Source organism: Anaerorhabdus sp. (genome assembly GCF_036657415.1).
Lineage (GTDB): Bacteria > Bacillota_I > Bacilli_A > Erysipelotrichales > Erysipelotrichaceae > Anaerorhabdus.
Genome location: NZ_JAVXGL010000021.1, coordinates 1 through 19,869 on the forward strand (window position 1 = coordinate 1; position 19,869 = coordinate 19,869).

Sequence of the window (19,869 nt, forward strand, 5' to 3'; positions counted from 1 at the left end):
TGAATACGAGCATAGCTTTTCGCAATAACCGCTTCTATTCCTAAATACATTGGCGCAAGTGCTGCATGCTCACGTGATGATCCTTGTCCATAATTCTCACCAGCGATAATAATTCCACCATGATTTTCTTTACAACGTTCCGCAAATCCTTCATCAATTTGGCTAAAACAAAATTCGCTTATTTTTTCAATATTACTACGATAAGGTAAGACTTTTGCACCAGCAGGCATGATGTGGTCAGTTGTAATATTATCTTCAACTTTAATCATTACTTTTTTATCTATTGCAGATAATGGTTTCTTTGATGGCAAGTCTTTAATGTTTGGACCTTTTTCGATAGGTTTATTTGGATCACAATCTGGAATTATAATCATCGAATCATCAATTGTAAACTTCTCAGGCATCACTGCCTTTTCAAATTCTACTTCCATTGGTGAAGTAAATACACCAGTTATAGCAGAAACGGCTGCCGTTTCTGGGGATACTAAATAAACTCCTGCAGACATTGTTCCTGAACGTCCATAGAAATTACGATTAAACGTACGAAGTGATACAGCATCTGTTTTAGGTGATTGTCCCATTCCAATACATGGACCACATGTTGACTCTAATAAACGAGCTCCACTAGCAATAAGTATTGAAAGTGCACCACAATCAGCTAACATTTCTAATACTTGTTTAGAACCAAATGAAATTGTTAGTGATACATCTGGATGAACTTTTTTGCCCTTTAAGATATTTGCGACTGTGCATAAATCTGTGAACGAACTGTTTGTACATGAACCAATACATACTTGATCAATTTTCTTGCCCTTCACTTCTTCGACCGTTTGAATATTGTCTGGTGAATGAGGTGCAGCAACCAGTGGTTCAATCTTTGATAAATCAATTTCAATTACTTCATCATAAGAAGCATTTTCATCTGGAAGCAATTCTATAAAATCATCTTTTCGATTTTGTTTTTCCAAAAAAATACGAGTTTGTTCATCACTTGGAAATAACGATGTAGTTGCACCTAGTTCAGCCCCCATATTTGTAATTGTACTTCTTTCAGGCACAGTAAGTGTTTCAATGCCTTTACCTGTATATTCTAATATCTTGCCCACGCCACCTTTTACTGTTAGACGTCTTAACACTTCCAGAATAATATCCTTTGCGGAGCATCCATGACGAAGTGCTCCAGTTAGCTTAATATTAATTATTTCAGGCATTTTAAATGAAAAAGGCAAACCAGCCATTGCACACGCAACATCTAGTCCTCCAGCGCCAATTGCAATCATGCCCATTGCACCAGCTGTTGGTGTATGCGAATCTGATCCTAGTAGCGTTTGTCCTGGTTTGTCAAAGCGCTCTAATTGAACTTGGTGGCAAATACCATTGCCGGCCTTTGAATAGTTAACACCATATCGATTCGCAACCGTTTGAAGATAACGATGGTCATCTGCATTCATAAATCCATTTTGTAATGTATTGTGATCCACATAACTAACAGAACAATCCGTCTTTACACGATTTATACCCATTTGTTCAAGTTGTAAATAGGTCATTGTACCTGTAGCATCTTGTGTTAATGTTGTATCTATTTTTATTTTTATTGGCTCACCTGCATTCATAATTCCTTCAACAAGGTGATTTTCAAGAATTTTATAAGCAACACTTTTCATGATATTTCCTCCAACTAGTAGAAATTATAACACGATTTTATTAAATATCCATTTTCATTCTTAAAATTAGCTATTCATACTTTTTTTGTGGTAAACTATACACAATTAGGAGGTACTTTTATGGATAAACAATTGATTGAAATCTTTGAAAAATCGACTGTTGATAATAATATCCCAAATGATTTATATACACAATATAATGTCAAAAAGGGATTGAGAAATGAAGATGGAACCGGAGTTCTTATCGGATTGACGAGAATTGCTGATGTAGTTGGATACAAACGACTAGATAATGGCACAAAAGTTGATGCTGAAGGAGAACTTTTTTATCGCGGTATGGAATTGGATACATTACTAAAAAAAGTAAAAAGTGACAAAATTGATGGTTATGAAAAAACCTGTTTCTTAATTTTATTTGGCTATCTTCCTAACGAAGAAGAATTAACCGCTTTTAAAGAAGAACTTCATAGTCTTTATGAGCTACCAAAAGATTTTCTTACCACCAATATTTTGAAAAAACCTTCACCTAGTATTATGAATGAGTTACAAAAGAATTTATTGAACTTATACAATGAAGATGAAAATGCTGATGATACAAGTGTTTTAAATACACTTCAACAAGGATTATCAATCATCGCAAAGATTCCTGAAATGATGGTATATTCATATCAAGCAAAAGCACATTTTATTGATAATAAAACACTAACTATTCACCAAGTAAATAAAGATTATGGTATCGCTGAAAATATTCTTCATTTACTTCGCACTGATTCAAAATTCACAAAGGAAGAAGCACGAATTCTTGATTTATTATTAATCATGCATGCTGACCATGGATCTGGTAACAATTCAACATTCGCAAATCTCGTTGTTGCTTCAACTGCCACAGATATTTATTCCGCATTTTCTGCATCTGTGGGTTCATTAAAAGGTCCTCGTCATGGTGGTGCAAATATCACATGTAAACAAATGATGGATACAATTATTAATGAGATTGGTTTACAAGCTACAAGCCAAGATATACAAGGTATTCTCCAACGTCTTGTTGATAAAGACTTCTTTGATAAAAAAGGATTAATTTATGGCTTTGGACATGCTGTTTATACTTTATCTGATCCTCGTTGTGTTTTATTAAAAGATCAAGCAAGAGTGATTGCTGAAGCCTGTGGTGAATCAAATCGTCTTAGTTTCTATGAAAAATTTGAAGCAGAAGTAGTACAATATTTCAAAACTGCTAAAGGTAAGAACATATGTGCTAATGTCGATTTTTACAGTGGATTAATTTATGATATGCTACAAATTCCTGAAGACTTATATTCACCATTATTTGTTGCTAGTCGATCAGTTGGTTGGCTTGCTCATAATATAGAAGAAAAATTATATTGTAACCGTATTATACGTCCAGCAGGTTATTATGTTGGCGAAAAAGAAGGAAGGTAAATAAATGAAAACAATTACACTTTTTGAAGGTGATGGCATTGGACCAGAAATTACTCAAGCTACACTTGATGTAATCCAAGCATTACAACTCCCTCTACAATTTGAAAAATATGATATTGGACAAACAGCTTATGAAAAATGTGGTGAATTAATTCCAACTGTTTCAATTGATTCTATTAAGAAAAATAAAGTAGCGTTAAAAGCTCCTGTGACGACTCCTGTTGGTAAAGGTTTCCGTAGTGTAAATGTACAGCTTCGTATTATTTTTGATTTATATGCGAATGTAAGACCTGCAAAGTTATTACCAAATGTTAAAAGTCGCTACGAAAATATAGACTTGGTTGTCTTTAGAGAAAATACTGAAGATTTATATATTGGTGAAGAAACTGTAATCAGTGCAGATGAAGTTCATGCAATCAAGAAAATCACCCGTAAAGGATCAGAAAGGATTATTCGTTCAGCATTTGAATATGCTGTGAACAATAATCGTAAAAAAGTAACTTGTGTTCATAAAGCAAATATCCTAAAGAAAAGTGATGGTCTTTTCTTAGATATCTTTAACACAATAAAAGAGGAATATCCTCAAGTTGAAGCAAACGATGTTATTGTCGATAATGCATGTATGCAGCTTGTTATGCGTCCTGAACAATTCGATATCATGGTTATGCCAAATTTATATGGAGATATTTTATCTGATCTTACAAGTGGATTAATTGGTGGCTTAGGATTGCTTCCTAGTGCACAAATGAATGATGAATATGCTATCTTTGAAGCAGTTCATGGTTCAGCACCTGATATTGCTGGTAAAGGTATCGCAAATCCAACTGCTTTATTACTTAGTGCATGTATGATGTTAGACTATTTAGGATACCAACAAGAAGCAAATAAAGTAAGAAACGCAATTATTAAGACGTTAGCAAATCTTGAAGATTGTACACCTGACTTAGGTGGTAAATCTTCAACAACTCACTATACTCAAAAAATTATTTCAAATCTATAAGATTAAAAGTAAGGGGATCACTATGAAACATATTTTTATTGTCAATCCATACACATGTAAAGATAAAACAAATGGGTATATCGAAACCATTGAAAATCTTTGTCACGATTTAGGTGAATCATATGATGTATACCAAACCGAATACATTGGTCATGCCGAAGATATTACAAAACGTTTCACAAAAGAAGATGATGTTTGTATTTATTCTGTTGGCGGTGATGGAACAGCATATGAAGTTGCAAATGGATTACAAAAGGATGTGCCAATGGCTATCATCCCTGCAGGTACTAGTAATGACTTCTTTCGAATGCTAGGATTAAGTGCTGATAACATTCCACATATTTTAAAAGAAACCATTATTGGAAAAGAAATATTAATCGATTACGGAAAATGCAACGATAAAATATTCCTTAATACAACCACAATGGGCTTAGATGCCCGTGTAAATCATATGGTATGTGAAATGTTAAAGAAAACTTTCTTGCCCAAGTTCATGCTTTATGGTGTTGCAGCAGTAACTAATATATTTAATCCACAACCATTCAATGCTACAATTACAACGAACAATTCCTCTTTTAATGTCAAAAGTATTCTCATTGCCGTTATGAATGGTCGATACTATGGCAATGGATTCTCACCTACTCGTTATGCTGATATTCAAGATGGCGAATTCGACGTATGTATTGTCCATAATACATCTACACCTAGAATGCTTCATCTTCTACCAAAATACTTTAAAGGTAAAACTGAGAACATTAAAGAAGTTACTCATCTAAAAGCGAATAAAATTACAATTAAAGCAAATCATCCTGTTCACATACAGTCAGATGGTGAAAACTATATGCAACATGAATTATGTATTGAGATAGTCAATAAAGGACTTCACTTACGTATCCCTCATTCTGCAACGATTGAATAACACTTTATTATTAATAAAGTGTTTTAAATTACCTTATTCATAAACTAAAAACAAAAAAGAGATACTATTCAATAAATAGTATCTCCATTTTTTTATTCGTCTTCTTCTTTTGCTTTAACTGCTTCTTTAATAACTTTATCTGCCACTGGTTGAGGAGCTGGTTCATAACGATCAAATCCAATTATGAAACTACCACGACCTTGTGTCATACTACGAAGTTCAGTTGCATATTGTTGCATTTCTGCCATTGGAACTTCGGCTGTAATTTGTTGATCTTTTTCATCAATCATTGATGTGTCTATGATAATACCACGACGCTTATTAAAATCACCAATAATTGTTCCTGTATATTCTTCAGGAATAATTACATCAACCTTACCAATTGGTTCAAGAATAATTGGCTTTGCTTTTGGCATACCTTCCTTATAAGCTAATCGTGCAGCTGATTTAAATGCAATTTCTTTAGAATCTACTTCATGATATGATCCATCGTAAAGTATAGCTTTGACACCCACAACTTTATAGCCTGCAAGTACACCCTTTTCCATGCATTCTCTTAATCCAATTTCAACCGCTGGGAAGTATTGACGAGGTACTGCTCCTCCAAATACTTCTTCTGCAAATACCATTTCTTCACTATCACAAGGTTCAAATCGAATCTTTACGTGACCATATTGTCCAGCACCACCTGATTGTTTTTTATGTTTACCTTCAGCTTCTGCTTTTGAACGAATTGTTTCACGATATTGAACTTTCGGTGTAGTTGTATCAACTTCAACTTTATATTTAGATTTTAATTTATTAAGAATAACATTGATATGTTGATCACCCATACCATATAGTACAGTTTCTTTTGTTTCAGCGTTCTTATCAATACGGATAGAAGGATCTTCTTCTGCCATTTTTTGTAATCCGAAACTCATTTTATCTTCATCAGCTTTTGTCTTTGGCCATATCGCAACACCAAGCATCGGTTGAGGGAAAGCAATTGGTTCATACGTAACAATCTTATTTTTTGTACATAAAGTATCGTTTGTATCTGTATATTGAAGTTTAACTACAGCACCAATATCACCTGTAAATAACTTACCAATAGCTACTTGATATTTTCCTTTAATAACGAAAATTTGTGCGATTTTTTCAGTTTCTTCTTTTTGTGCATTAATAACTTGTGAATCACTACTCAATACTCCTGTCATGACCTTAATGAATGAAATTTTTCCTACAAATGGATCGACAATTGTTTTAAATACCATTGCTGACATTGCCTCTTGTTCATTTGTTTCTAGATCAATAACTTCACCTTTTTCGTTATAGGCATGAATATGTCCAATTTCTGCATAGCTTGGAAAATATTCTGTAATCAAATCCATTAAACGTTCAATACCTGTTTGATTAATTGCACTTCCACAATAAACAGGTCGAATATCACCGTTACGAACTCCAATACGTAATCCTTTCGCAACTTCATTTTCATCAAAGCGTTCACCAGAGAAGAACTTTTCCATTAATGAATCATCAGTCATCGCAATTGCCTCTGCAATTTGACTATAGTATTCTTCAACAATATCTTTCATATCATCTGGCACTTCTTTTGGCGTTGTACGGTCTGCATGATACCATGCTTTATTTCTTAAGATGTTAACACTTCCAACAACTTTGCCATCTTCAATAATTGGAACTTCAAATGGAATAACTGTTTTTCCAAATGTATCACGTAATTGATTATACGTATTATCAAATGATGAATTTTCTTCGTCAATTTTATTAATAAAGAAAATCGTTGGTAGTTTCTTCTTTGTAACTAATTTCCATGCTCTTTCAGTTCCTGATTGAACTCCATCCTTAGCTCCAACAACAATTAATGCACTATCACCAACTGCTAATCCACTAAGCATTTCGCCTTCATAATCAAGATAACCTGGTGTATCTATAAAATTAATTTTGCAATCTTTCCATTCAATTGGTGCTAAAGAAGTATATACTGATACGCCTCTTTTAACTTCTTCTGCATCATAATCTAATGTACTTGTACCATCTAACGTAGAACCCATACGATCTGTGTTCTTCGTGTAATACAATGCTGCTTCTACGACACTTGTTTTTCCGGAACCACTATGACCTAATAATACAATATTTCTTACTTCGTTCGCTAAATAGTCTCTCATATCATCACCTATTTCAAATATTCTTTCAATTCTTCGAATAATTCTTTACGAACATAATGGATTGCTTTATTTCCATTATTATCAATGAGTTCCTTATCTGCACCATTATCAAGTAGATATTTAATTAAATCAACATATCCTCCATAACTTGCACGCATTAGTGCAGTACATCCCATATTATCTTGAGTATTCAATGTTGCTCCATGTTCGATTAAAAATTTGATAACATCTAATTTAAACGCATTTACTGCCTCCATAAGAGCTGTTCTTCCATCTTCGTCTGCTTTATTAACATCAGCACCTTTTTCAACTAAGAAAGTAACAACATCATATTGTCCTAAAAATGATGCACGCATTAGTGCTGTTCTACCTTTATTATCATGAGAATTAACATCAGCACCTGCTTCAACTAACATTTTACAAATTTCTACATGTCCTTTTTTTGCAGCTCCCATTAAAGCTGTTTTATTATTCTTGTCACGTGCACGAGTATCTGCACCGTTATCTAATAAGAAACGAACGATGTCATCATACCCACGTTTTGCTGAACGCATCAATGCCGTTCTTCCATCACCATTGCTAACATTCACATTAGCACCTTTTGATATGGCAGCACACACTTTTGCAAAATCACCTGCTGCAGCTGCTTCGAAAAAATCTTTGTTTGTTTGATCCATAATAATCTCCTCCTTTATTTCTCAAACAGATATCGTGTAACAAAAAAGATGGACGCAATTAAGTCCATCTTAAAAATACACAACTTTCCCTTGAACCCCGTTGAAAACAGGTTTCTTAACAGTTTCTTGAACAATCAATTGTATTACGAAAACAGTCATTTCTTGTTTTCTCATGATGATTCACTCCATTCAAAGGTTTCTATATTTTCATTGTAATAGATTATAAATTTAATTCAATAGGCTTTTGACATTTTCTTGCAAATTCACAATACTTTCACAGGACATCTATGAAAAACTTTCAGTTTATTTCTTAAGAACCACTGTTTGTGTTGGAAATGGAATGATTATTCCTTCTGCATCAAATGTTTCTTTGATTTGTTTTCTCAAATCACATAACATTGTAAATCCCAATGAAACATCTTTGCTATAAACTGAAGCTCTTAGTTCAATTGAAGAGTCTTTTAATCCAGTAACAATAACCGCAACAATTGGTTGATTACTTTCTTTTTCTTTCTTTGATCTTGCATCTATGCAATTAGGATGCTTAAGAGCAAGTCTTTGAATTATTTCAGAGGCTTTACTAATATCACTTGCATAACTAATATTTATAATTAAAAAATTACAATATTTTCCTATATCTAAACTACGATTTTCAATAATTGAATTATTCATTACACTATTTGGTACAACAATTTTAGAATTTGTAAAAGTTCTAATAACGGTATGTCTCATTCCTATTTCTTCTACCGTTCCCACTAAGCTTTTATCTGGAATATTTATCATATCGCCTACTTTAAATGGTTTGTAAAAAGATAAGAAAAATCCCCCAATAAAATTAGACATTGATTCTTGAGCTGCAAACCCAAGTACAACTGCGATAATACCAGAAGCACCTAAGAATGTTGTTCCTAGGCGATGAAATGCTTTTACTTCCATTATCATTAAGAACACTGTCGTAATATTTACTACCATGTGTACAGTATTTTTTATAAACCCATAAGATGTTTGTGCATCCCTACCGTGTTTATTAATTTTATGGCTTACATAGCGATCTACCAGTTTTTTAATAATTACGCCAAAGATATAAACAAGAACACAATATATGGCTGTCCCAACAACACCATTTGTAAAGTATTGGTCCCCAACTGCTAAGATTTCTTTAATGTTCATACAAAACCTCCACTATAACTTTATCACACTAACAATTTTTTGGCATTTTTATACTCTGGCATATGATATTCAACTAAATCATAAAAACGCTTAGAATGATTAGGAACAACTAAATGCACATACTCATGCCACAATACATAATCAATACATTGCAAAGGATAATGAATTAATTTTAGATTCATTGTTATCTCAGCTTTTTCAACTAAACAACTCCCCCATTTTGATGTAAGTGATTTGATTTTAATTGTTGGAAGTTTATTAATGTGATACATTTCAATAACTCTATCCCATCGTGTTCGTTGTATTTCTAATATTTTCATTAACATTGGTTTGGCAAATTTTACAAATGTTTTCTCGATTTCAGTATCTGTTATTTCTTTCAAATAAAAGGTAATAATATCATCATCTAAAAGCACATACGAATGTGCTGCAAGTTCATAGCGTACATATTTTTTTTCGCCAAATAAATAAAGTATGGGACCTTGTATTCCTCTACGATTTTGTAATTCTCTTTCTTTTACTTTTTTAACTGTTTTAAGTATCCAATCTTCTCTTGCTTCGATGAAGGAAAAGATTTGTTCTATTGGCACTGAAGGATGTGCCGTTATAAAAAGTGTATTATCAGATTTAACTCTTAAATACATATTCTTATTTTTCTTTCTTTCTATTTCAACATTAAAGTCGATTCCATTAATTGTATAAATCATTTTTCTCCTATAACATAAAAATTCAGCATATGCTGAATTTAGTACTTTAATTTCTTTAAATGTCCAACACCTAAAGTACCAGGTCCTGTATGCGCCATTATTATAGCACGAATAGGTTTAATTAGTACTTCTTGATTGACTTTTTCTTCTACTATTTTTTTGTATTCTTTTGCAAGTTCTTCGCAATCTGAATGAACTACAAACCAATAGTAATCTTCTGGATTTTCTACTTTTGTAACGGCTTCTATAGCTGCAAGATATGCTTTTTTGTTGGTTCGAACTTTATCGTACACATCAATAGCTCCATCTTCAACTTTCAATATTGGAATAATCTTTAATAAGTTTCCTAATGCAGCAGCAGCTGGTGATATTCTTCCACCATTTTTTAAGTATGTTAAATTTTCTGGTACAATTGCCGCATACATAAATGTCTCTTTTTCAATTTTATCACGAATTTCTTCAGCGCTTAGTCCTTTATCAAGCATTTTTAATGCTTCACGTGCAGCAAATTGTAATGGACAACAAGCCATTTTCGTATCCACAACAACAACTTTTCCATCATAGTCTTTACTTGCAAGAACAGCACTTCCATAAGTACCACTCAAATTTGATGATAATGGTAGAAATAGTATTTGATCATAATCCTTAAGTAAGTTATCCCATGTTTGTACAAGATTTCCAAGTAATGGTTGAGAAGTTTTTACAATAGCTCCTTCTCTCATTCTTTTTATAAAATCTTCAGTTGATATACCATCATGTTCTAAAACATCTTCATTATCAATAGTCAGTGGCATACGAATTACATGAACTCCTAATTCATTCGCTTCTTCCTTTGTAATATCTGCTGACGAGTCAACAAGTACTGCAATTTTTATCATGTTAGTCACCTCGAGAAGTAATTATACCATTAGAATATTGAAACTACCATGTAATCATGATAACTAGGTCTATTTTTATCATTTTACACTTTACAAATCACCCTAAATACGGTATCATAAATATTGCTCATGGCGGTTGTGGTGAAGTGGTTAACACATCAGATTGTGGCTCTGACATTCGGGGGTTCGATTCCCCTCAGTCGCCCCATTTGCAATTTAAAGGCCTTATCTAAAGGCCTTTTTCTTTTGTATCTATTTACATTATTGTATCCAAACAATATCCATCGTATCTATGTATGTAGATACTTTTTTTGTTTCTAAATCAATAACGTACTTATTATTGATTTTCCCAGGGAGAAACATATCCAAAATTCCTCTAAATATTGAATTTCTAGAATCACAATAAATCAAATATCTTCCATCTGGTGATATCTCCAGTACTAAGTATGTATTATAGTTCTGATCGTAATTGCTCCCCACGTCTTTGAGGCGAATCGTTTCATTATTTCGTGTAACATAAATTGAACCTTGATCAATATATACGCGTGTATCTTTAACAATAACCTCTTCATATGAAGATCCTATTATATCTTTTTCATCTTCTGGACTCTTTCGAGTAACATTACCCTTATTATACTCAAATTCAGTCCATTCGCCTTCATTCATGGCTATTAAAGTAATTACACCTGTTTCTTCATCTAAATGAAAATCAGCGATATTATCATTATACCCACTACCAGTATCTCCTTTTCCGGCATGGCTATAAAGAAGTTCTTCATTTTCCATATTCGCTTGTGATTTAAATAAAGCTAAATTTCCATCAACACGTTTCAAATAATAAACTTCTCCCTCGAGTTGACTTACTAAACTTGTATAAGACTCACCATAATACAATTTTACACCTATGAAAAATAGTGCATAAAGACCAAGTAAAACTAAAATACCAACTATTACCTTTTTCCTCATAGATTGCCTCCTCTAATTATTTAAAGTGTATAGGAATTATTTCAATATCACAATGGTAAAGTATAATATATTTCATGTATTAAAATTAATGAATTATTACGATTATAAAAAAGTATCTAAAAAGCTAGTTTATGCTTTTAACAAACTAGCTTTCTTAATTTATAAATTGAACTAATACTCGTTGTGGATTGACCGTAACTTTTAAATCTTTATTTTTACTTGTGGTTTCATATTTAAGTTCTACTTCACAACTATCTTTAGTTAAATCACAATTTTGCATGTCCATGATTACTTTAAAATCCTCTGCCGTAGCACTTATTTCTTGTGGAGACTCTACATTAATTACTGCATTTGCTAGATCATTTTGGATCTTGAATTGTCTTTCTGCAGAATTGTTAATATAGAAGATTGGGATATTATATGTTGCTTCATATTTTCTTGATGCACAACCAACAAGAACGATACCACCAAAAAGAACAATCGAAAATATTTTTATAATTTTATTCTTCTTCATTACAATTCCTTCTTTCTAGTTATCCATATTGTAAGATTTTCAAAAATTATTTTCAATATTATTCAGATTTTAACATAATTCTACATATTTAAAAGCTTCTTCATAGAGAAGAAGCTTACAGTAATTTAATTTTTTTTGTGTCCTTTTCACGACAATAATATTTATCAATTTCATCAATCATATTTTGAGGTATTACTCGTGGAACTGGTATAACATATGCATTTGCCATTCGTGAAGTGAATTCTAAAATAAATTCAATATCTTCCTTAAGAAAACGTTCAGATAAGTGTTCTAAAACATCATAGCGATGATGAATGTCTCCACCACCATGAGGAGTTATTCTTGCGAATGATACTGCAGGAATTCCTACATCAGCAAATGGTGTTGAATCACTTGAATAAACACCTTGGGAAGAATTAATTGGGAAACCTATTTCTTTTCCTAAATAATCAATGTAGTTTACAAGACTCATATCAGCAGTTGATTCCGCAATTCGCTTTCCTAAAATTGAACCAATCATATCCACATTAATGCATAGTTTAATTTGTTCTAATATTTTCTTATGTTTCTCAACATAAGCCACTGAGCCAAGTAATCCTCTTTCTTCAGAACCACACCATATAAACTTAAGATTATGTCTAGGTTGATGTTTACTGAAATGCTCTACAAGTGCTAACAAGCATACTGAACCTGTTGCGTTATCATAAGCACCTTTTGAAAAGTGTACTGAATCATAATGTGCTGTTAGCGCAATTGTATCATTTCCTTCAAACCCTTTAATTTCACAGACAACATTATGCGATTGTGATGTTGAAGGTTGTTGAAGTGTTGTGATACGGACACGTTTTGTATCATTATCAATTAATTTTAATGCGTCTTTTACAAGAATATTTACAGCAGGCATATTTCCAAGTTGAGCAAGACCCTTACGCATTTCTCTTTGATCTAAGTCATACTCATCAGGAAAATCGATATTGCCATTGAATGAAATAAGACCTACTGCTCCTGCTTTTATAAATTCTTTATAAACTTTTCTTCCAACGTATCCATTTACTAAACATATCTTTCCTTTTGCTTCTTTTAAGTTTACGTCATGAGCCTGTTCAAAATAATAAAAATCTGCTTCTAAGCCTTTTTGAGTTGTATTTGCACAACACAAATAAGCCGTACATGGTATTGTTATTTTCTTTGGAGCAAGCACTTCAAGTTTTGCTGTTTTAATCGTACTGGTTTGAACACTGAAAGATTCTAAGACTGACGGTATTTTGATTTCTTTTAACTTACTTTGAATTAATTTTGCTGCTTTAAGTTCCTCTTTTGTTCCACCAAATCTTACAAAAGACATCTGTTTTAATAAATCATTTACACGTTTTTGATTATACATATCTTTACCTCTCCATTTTAGATAGTATAACGCTTTTTAGTCTTTCATGCTAGGCACATTTTCTTTTATATACTTGATAATTTCTGAGTCTTCTTTCAAAATCGATTCTTTTTTTGTATTCTTTGAAAAAGCTGTTGCATACAATTCAATTGTCCCAAGTTTACTTGCAAGTGATAAGGGTGCTATTTGATTTTCGTGAATTGCCAGTGTCAATGTTTGAATAGATCCTGTACTTTCTTTTGATGATATTTCTAAACCTTTCCTATCTTTTATTGATACAATACGAACGGATTCTAATAGACAATCAAAGATTGTAGGTTCATTTTTAAAATTGATTGTTACATAGACATCTATCTTTTGTCCAACTGTAAATGTATCAAAATTATTATTTGATTGATTAACATTCAAAACATACGCAACTTGATTGTTTTCTAACAATGGTACAGCTGCATCGGGTATTGCATTAATTTTATCTAAATTAGTTTCATAAAATAAGGAGTCTTTTGGAATTCTTCCTTCAATATTTGTAATTCTACCAATTAAATTATTTTTATTATTTATAACATTTTCTAAAACATAAGCTTGTGGAATTTTTATTTCACGTATGTCTTGATCAGTGATGATTGTTCTTGGTTTAATATCTCTTGATGCTACATAGACTGATACTAAATTAATCTTTTTCGTGCTTAAATAATCCACTAGAAAATAATCTATTCCTATAAAAATTGTTATTGAACACAAAAATGCAATGATTCGCTTTAACATAAAAAAATCCTCCTACTTATTTATAGAAGAAATAAATTATATTCCTAAAAAAAGAGAGCTCTTGGCTCTCTTATTTTGCAATATTTGCTAAATACTCATTAATTTGATCTTTTGCTTCTTGCTTAGATGGTTTGCATAATACAACATTTGCTTTTCCATCTACTAATGCTTCAGCAAGACCACCACATCCAGGGAAACCACATCCTCCGCAGTTGTATCCTGGTAACATTGCTGTTACATCATCAACGCGTGTATCTGGTTCAACATAGAATATTTTATTGGCAAATCCTAGTACAGCACCTAGAATAGCGCCCGTAACTAACATCATTACAATTGCTTCAATCATAATTATTCTCCTTTACTTTGATCATGTACAGGATTGTTTTCGCATGACACGACTTTGCATCCTTCACATTCAGCTTTTAAATTCTCACAACCTTCAGGCACTGGTGTCTTATGATTCATATAATACACCACACCATATCCCGCAGCTAATACCGCGAAGACAAGGAGCGCTTTTATCATCTATACTAAACCTGCAAATGCAGTAAATGCTAATGCCATGATAGCAGCCACAATTAATGCAATTGGATTTCCTTTAAATGAGTTTGGAACGTTTGCAACATCTAGACGTTCACGAATTGTTGAGAAAATTACTAACACTAACATAAATCCTGCAGGAACTGCAATAGAATTTACTAACATTTCTGTAAATGTAAACTTAGAAGTAATATTGTCTAATGCAACAAATAATACCGCACAGTTAGTTGTAATTAGTGGTAAATAAATACCTAATGCTTTGTATAAACTTGGAGAATATTTCTTGATAACCATTTCAGTAAATTGAACAAATGCTGCAATTACTAAAATGAAAGTAATTAATTTCATGTAATCTAAATCATTTGGTTTTAACACTAAATGATAGATACCATATGTAAATATAGATGCACCGAAGATAACAAAGATAACGGCAGCTCCCATACCTACAGCTGAGCTAGTTTTACGAGATACTCCTAAGAATGGGCACATTCCTAAAAACTTTGATAATACGATATTGTTGATTAGCACTGCTGCCAAGAACATTGTAAATATTTCTGTCATAATTATTTAGCCCCCTTATTTTCTTTAGCAGCTTTATGATTGTTATATGCAGCTAAAGCAGCAGCTAGAAGTGCAAAAGTAATAAATGCACCCGTTGCAGTTGTAAATAATGGAATTTCAAATCCAGCTGGAATAATTTGGAATTCAAAAATCATTTGATTTGTAAATGGATTAGCAAAGCTTAGTCCACCGGTTCCAAGTAATTGACGAATAGCAGCAATAGCAACCAAACTAGCAGTGTAGCCAAGTCCCATTCCTAATCCATCTAATGCTGAATCAAATACGCCATTTTTTGAAGCAAATGCTTCAGCACGGCCTAAGATAATACAGTTAACTACAATTAAGTTAATAAATGCCCCTAATGCAGTATATAAGCTTGGTGCGAATGCATGAATTAGCATTTCAATAATTGTTACAAGTGTAGCAATTATAACAATATACACTGGAATACGAATTTCATTAGGAATAACATTACGCAAAATTGAAATAATAACGTTAGACATTACTAGTACCACGATTACTGCAACACCCATACCAATTGCATTGTTTAATGTTGTAGAAATCGCCAATACTGAACAAAGTCCTAAGTATAACCCGAATACTGGATTTTCACGAAGGAATCCAGCAGTGAAATTTTTCATTCTATTCATTCTGTTTTCCCCCTACTCATTTGCTGCATTAATAGCAGCTTGTACAGCAGCAAGTACAGATTTACTTGTCCATGTTGCACTTGTAACAGTATCAATTTCTTGATCAAGATTTGTTGAATCTAAGTCTGTGAATAAACCTAAGTAATCTTCTCCAGTTGCTTTATCACCAAATCCTTTTGTATCACCAAATGTAGTATTAACAACACTTACTACTTTGTTGTTTGCTTTATCAATAGTTACTTCAAATACGTTTCTAGCATATTCAGTTCCACTTTCACCAGCATGACCCTCTGGATCGATTAAACCATAACCTTTAACTTTAACAGTGTAAACACCATCACCAGTTACTTCTACTTGAGCATCAAATCGAGTGAAATCTTCACTTAATTTAACTGGGTTACCTAATTGCAACGTTGGTTTAATTTCTTCAACTGGAGCATTTGGATCAGCAGTAATACCCATCATTTCATTGAATACAGATTTCGCAGCATTAATACCATTTACAACAGCAGTACTTGTAACAGTAGCTCCTGATAGTAGTGGGAATCCATCTGCTGATGTCTTTCCAATGACTTGACTAGTATAACCTTCTTCAAAGACACGTGTTCCAAAACCACTTGTTTCTTGTTGTTGAAGTGGTGTAAAGCCAACTACTTTACCATCATTATCAAATGCAATCATAAAGATAATTGGTGTAGAGCTATAACCATTTGTTTCAACTTTATAAATATAACCTTTTCCTGTTGCTTCATATGCACCTTTAACTAAACCTGTTTCATCAACATATTCAATTTCAGTGAATTCAGCACCAGGGAACATTAATTCTAAATTTTCCTTTTCAGCTGCGATTCCCATCTCTTTGATGATAGGAGCAGTAATGCTATTAACATAAGATAATGCACCACCAGCTACAGCACTAATAACAGCTAGGAAACAAGCCAAATAAAGTATTTTCTTCATCTTCGTTTCCTCCCTTAATTATTTACTGCAGTAATTGCAGCTTGTACAGCAGCGATAACAGACTTACTTGTCCATGTAGCCCCTGTTACAGTATCGATTTCTTGATCTAAACTTGTTGTATCTAAATCATTAAATGTATCTAAATATTCTTGACTTGTTGCTTTATCACCAAATCCTGGAGTATCACCGAAAGCAGTATTTTTGATACTTTGAATTTTATTTACAGATGTATCAATTGTAATTTCAAAAGCATTACGTCCGTAATCTATTCCACTTTCACCGGCATGTCCTTCTGGATCAATTAAACCATACCCTTTAACTTTTACAGTAACAACACCATTTTCATTTGATTCAACTTGAGCATCAAATCTTGCAAAGTCTTCTCCTAATGAAACTGGATTTCCAAGTGATAATGCTGGCGCATCTTTACCATCAGAACTTCCACCGTTTCCAACTTCAGCATTTACTTCTTTTGGTTCGATTGCTAATGCGCAAAGACCTACAGACACAAATCCTACAATTAGCACGATTGCCATTGAAAGAAGATTTTTCTTAACCATTGCGATTTGCTTACCATCTGTTAATCTTTCGATTGCTGGTGTTAACATATTCATAATTAAGATTGAGAATAAAACACCTTCTGGAAGATTCGCTTTAATACGAATAACAACTGTTAAGATTGCACATCCCATCGCAAAGATAATTCTTCCTGGAGCACTTGTTGGATTTGTAACTGGATCTGTCATCATGAATACAGCACCAAACAATGCACCACCTGAAATAAGATGGAAAATTGGATAATATAATCCTTGTCCATGCATTGCTCCTACCATGAATGTTAATACAAACATTGTAACAACGAATGTTACTGGAACTCTCCAGTCAATAACTTTACGTATTGATAAGTAAATTCCAACTAAGATAATTACTAATGCACTTGTTTCTCCAATTGCTCCTGGATACATACCTACAAATAAATTAGACATTCCTCCAAAGTTTGCTGCAAATGTATCAAATGCAGCTTGAGATGTACTAATCCATCCTGCTGACGCATAAGCACCAGTTGGTGTAGCACCTGTAGCAAAATCTGCAACTACTAATCCTGCAAAACTTGTCATTAGAACTGCACGTCCTACTGCAGCAGGATTAAAAATATTTTGTCCAAATCCACCAAATACAAGTTTACCAAATAGAATTGCAATCACTGTTGAAACAGCTAATGCATAATAACTTGTATTGATAGAAACCATTAATGTTAAAATTGTCGCTGTGATAGCTGGGAATGATGCAGAAATTTCTTTCATAACATTCTTCTTACAACATGCATACCAAACAGCTTCTGTTAAAAATGCAGCTACATTTGCAGTTAATAGTAATAAAACTGCACGAATTGCATAGTTTACTCCAAACTCAGAATAATAGTAGAAAGCGCCAAAAGCGAATACCACTAATAATCCAATCATCAACTCTATCATAATCGATTGTGTTGATTGTTTATCTCGATAGTTTGGAGAAGGTTTAAATGTAAATTTCATAATCTATCTCCTCCCTATTTCTTTACTAACGCCATATTGCGTTTTGCTCTACGTACGCCTTCAGTTACATCAATCTTTGAAGGACAGATGTATGAACACATACCACATTCAATACAGTCGTTAACACATAATTTGCAGTAGATTTTTTTAATGCATCAATATTGTTTGCTTTTGCAGCATTGTTAATACGAACTGGTTGTAGTCCAGCTGGGCAATGATCTGAACATTTACCACAACGTAAACATGCAATTTCGCGAACTTCTTTGTTAATAAACACTGTTAATGCATTTGAACTTGGTGTAATTACAAAGGCATCTGTATTAATTGTTTTTCCCATCATTGGTCCACCAGCAATAAGAAGAACATCTTCACTAGCATAACCACCAATTTGTTCAATAATATCGTGTGCACTAACACCCACTGGTGTTAATACATTAGTAGGCTTTTTAATACCATCACCACTTACTGTTACGATTTTTTCTACAATAGGTTTTCCTTTTGTTAAGGCTTGACCTAGTGCAATTGCAGTTGTTGCATTGCTCACAACACATCCTACTTCAATTGGTAGTCTTTCATAACGTTTCTTTGTTAGTTCATAAACAAGTGTTCTTTCCCATCCCATTGGATAAACATCTGGTACAGCAACAACTTCAATGTTTTTTGCATCTTTAAATGCTTCTTTTAACACTGGAATAAAATCTTTTTTAGTTGCTTTAATTGCAAGTTTTGCGACTGGAGCACCAGCCATCTTAACCATTGCTTTAACTCCAACAACTAAATCTTCTATATGTTCATGCATTTCTTTGTAGTCAGCTGTGATGTACGGTTCACATTCTACAGCATTGATAATTAACAATTGGACATCTACTGCGAATTTGTATTTCACATAAGTAGGAAATCCTGCTCCTCCACATCCAACGATTCCAGCATTCATCGTAAAGTCAAATAACTCTTCACGTGTCGCTTTTTCAAAGTCAATTGGTGCAAATGGTGCTTCAAAAGTATATTGATCATCATTTTCAATCAATAAATGATCAACTTGTTTTAATCCTGCACCCATTCTTTTTTCTACACCTTTAACAGTTCCAGAAACAGAACTGAATAGAGGAATTGTAAACTTTCCATTGCATTGTGCAATTTTTGTTCCGACTTTAACAATGTCTCCCTCTTTAACTAGTAAATCAGCATCAGATGCTCCATTAGCTAGTGGAATTGCAATCGTCTTTGGTGCAGAAATTTTTACAATATCCCCGTGACTTGTAAGTTCTTTGTGACCATTGACATGCTTGCGCATTGGGCCAATAATAAATGACATTTTCCACATTCCTTTCCTTGTTTATAAGTCAAATCGCGACTTCCGTTATATTATAG

20 protein-coding genes and 1 tRNA gene are annotated in these 19,869 nt (G+C 33.0%); 4 read left to right on the forward strand and 17 right to left on the reverse strand.

Annotation, left to right across the window (positions count from 1 at the left end):
• Positions 1 to 1,664, reverse strand: a 1,664-nt coding sequence (locus RSB60_RS04615; RefSeq protein ID WP_332614811.1) for an aconitate hydratase, incomplete at its 3' end; no start/stop codon positions are given.
• A gap of 120 nt (positions 1,665 to 1,784) precedes the next feature.
• Between RSB60_RS04615 and RSB60_RS04620 the strand changes: the two genes are divergently transcribed.
• The 3 genes from RSB60_RS04620 to RSB60_RS04630 are packed head-to-tail and all read left to right on the forward strand — an operon-like array spanning position 1,785 to position 5,023.
• The gene (locus RSB60_RS04620) at positions 1,785 to 3,104 is read left to right on the forward strand and encodes a citrate synthase (protein ID WP_332614813.1); all 1,320 of its coding nucleotides are present in this window, start codon (positions 1,785 to 1,787) and stop codon (positions 3,102 to 3,104) included.
• A gap of 4 nt (positions 3,105 to 3,108) precedes the next feature.
• Positions 3,109 to 4,104, forward strand: a complete 996-nt coding sequence (locus RSB60_RS04625; protein WP_332614815.1) for an isocitrate/isopropylmalate dehydrogenase family protein — start codon at positions 3,109 to 3,111, stop codon at positions 4,102 to 4,104.
• A gap of 22 nt (positions 4,105 to 4,126) precedes the next feature.
• Entirely contained in the window at positions 4,127 to 5,023 is an 897-nt protein-coding gene (locus RSB60_RS04630) for a diacylglycerol/lipid kinase family protein (RefSeq protein WP_332614817.1), read from the forward strand.
• A gap of 92 nt (positions 5,024 to 5,115) precedes the next feature.
• On the opposite strand, the gene fusA is transcribed toward RSB60_RS04630, so the two are convergent.
• The 5 genes from fusA to RSB60_RS04655 all read right to left on the reverse strand — a co-directional run bounded on the left by fusA (position 5,116) and on the right by RSB60_RS04655 (position 10,623).
• Positions 5,116 to 7,191, reverse strand: coding sequence for an elongation factor G (gene fusA, locus RSB60_RS04635; RefSeq protein WP_323381237.1), 2,076 nt, complete (start codon positions 7,189 to 7,191; stop codon positions 5,116 to 5,118).
• Positions 7,192 to 7,199: 8 nt separating this feature from the next.
• Positions 7,200 to 7,868 (reverse strand): ankyrin repeat domain-containing protein, encoded by a 669-nt coding sequence (locus RSB60_RS04640; RefSeq protein ID WP_323381238.1) that lies wholly within the window; start codon positions 7,866 to 7,868, stop codon positions 7,200 to 7,202.
• Positions 7,869 to 8,171: 303 nt separating this feature from the next.
• Complete coding sequence (locus RSB60_RS04645) at positions 8,172 to 9,038, reverse strand: mechanosensitive ion channel family protein (RefSeq protein ID WP_332614819.1); 867 nt, start codon at positions 9,036 to 9,038, stop codon at positions 8,172 to 8,174.
• 23 nt (positions 9,039 to 9,061) lie between these two features.
• Positions 9,062 to 9,745 carry a M48 family metallopeptidase gene (locus RSB60_RS04650; protein WP_332614821.1) on the reverse strand — a complete coding sequence of 228 codons (684 nt, stop codon included), beginning with the start codon at positions 9,743 to 9,745 and terminating at the stop codon, positions 9,062 to 9,064.
• A 38-nt stretch (positions 9,746 to 9,783) separates the two neighbouring features.
• Positions 9,784 to 10,623 (reverse strand): DegV family protein, encoded by an 840-nt coding sequence (locus tag RSB60_RS04655; protein ID WP_323381241.1) that lies wholly within the window; start codon positions 10,621 to 10,623, stop codon positions 9,784 to 9,786.
• A gap of 132 nt (positions 10,624 to 10,755) precedes the next feature.
• Between RSB60_RS04655 and RSB60_RS04660 the strand changes: the two genes are divergently transcribed.
• Positions 10,756 to 10,831, forward strand: a tRNA-His gene (locus tag RSB60_RS04660).
• Between the two features lie 53 nt (positions 10,832 to 10,884).
• Here the strand turns inward: RSB60_RS04660 and RSB60_RS04665 are convergent.
• From RSB60_RS04665 to RSB60_RS04715, 11 genes are all read right to left on the reverse strand, one after another.
• Complete coding sequence (locus RSB60_RS04665) at positions 10,885 to 11,589, reverse strand: hypothetical protein (RefSeq protein WP_332614823.1); 705 nt, start codon at positions 11,587 to 11,589, stop codon at positions 10,885 to 10,887.
• 154 nt (positions 11,590 to 11,743) lie between these two features.
• Positions 11,744 to 12,103, reverse strand: a complete 360-nt coding sequence (locus tag RSB60_RS04670; RefSeq protein WP_323381243.1) for a hypothetical protein — start codon at positions 12,101 to 12,103, stop codon at positions 11,744 to 11,746.
• Between the two features lie 115 nt (positions 12,104 to 12,218).
• Positions 12,219 to 13,487 (reverse strand): M28 family metallopeptidase, encoded by a 1,269-nt coding sequence (locus RSB60_RS04675; protein WP_332614826.1) that lies wholly within the window; start codon positions 13,485 to 13,487, stop codon positions 12,219 to 12,221.
• A gap of 36 nt (positions 13,488 to 13,523) precedes the next feature.
• The gene (locus RSB60_RS04680) at positions 13,524 to 14,252 is read right to left on the reverse strand and encodes an RcpC/CpaB family pilus assembly protein (RefSeq protein WP_332614828.1); all 729 of its coding nucleotides are present in this window, start codon (positions 14,250 to 14,252) and stop codon (positions 13,524 to 13,526) included.
• A 70-nt stretch (positions 14,253 to 14,322) separates the two neighbouring features.
• Positions 14,323 to 14,598 (reverse strand): (Fe-S)-binding protein, encoded by a 276-nt coding sequence (locus tag RSB60_RS04685; protein WP_323381246.1) that lies wholly within the window; start codon positions 14,596 to 14,598, stop codon positions 14,323 to 14,325.
• Between the two features lie 2 nt (positions 14,599 to 14,600).
• The gene (locus RSB60_RS04690) at positions 14,601 to 14,777 is read right to left on the reverse strand and encodes a hypothetical protein (RefSeq protein WP_323381247.1); all 177 of its coding nucleotides are present in this window, start codon (positions 14,775 to 14,777) and stop codon (positions 14,601 to 14,603) included.
• Positions 14,778 to 15,353, reverse strand: coding sequence for an electron transport complex protein RnfA (locus tag RSB60_RS04695; protein ID WP_323381248.1), 576 nt, complete (start codon positions 15,351 to 15,353; stop codon positions 14,778 to 14,780).
• A gap of 2 nt (positions 15,354 to 15,355) precedes the next feature.
• On the reverse strand, positions 15,356 to 16,003 hold the full coding sequence (locus RSB60_RS04700; RefSeq protein ID WP_323381249.1) for an electron transport complex subunit E: 648 nt from the start codon (positions 16,001 to 16,003) through the stop codon (positions 15,356 to 15,358).
• 12 nt (positions 16,004 to 16,015) lie between these two features.
• Positions 16,016 to 16,963, reverse strand: a complete 948-nt coding sequence (locus RSB60_RS04705) for an FMN-binding protein (protein ID WP_332614831.1) — start codon at positions 16,961 to 16,963, stop codon at positions 16,016 to 16,018.
• 14 nt (positions 16,964 to 16,977) lie between these two features.
• Entirely contained in the window at positions 16,978 to 18,498 is a 1,521-nt protein-coding gene (locus tag RSB60_RS04710) for an RnfABCDGE type electron transport complex subunit D (RefSeq protein ID WP_323381251.1), read from the reverse strand.
• Between the two features lie 64 nt (positions 18,499 to 18,562).
• Positions 18,563 to 19,813 carry an RnfABCDGE type electron transport complex subunit C gene (locus RSB60_RS04715; protein ID WP_332614834.1) on the reverse strand — a complete coding sequence of 417 codons (1,251 nt, stop codon included), beginning with the start codon at positions 19,811 to 19,813 and terminating at the stop codon, positions 18,563 to 18,565.
• Positions 19,814 to 19,869: the final 56 nt, after the last annotated feature.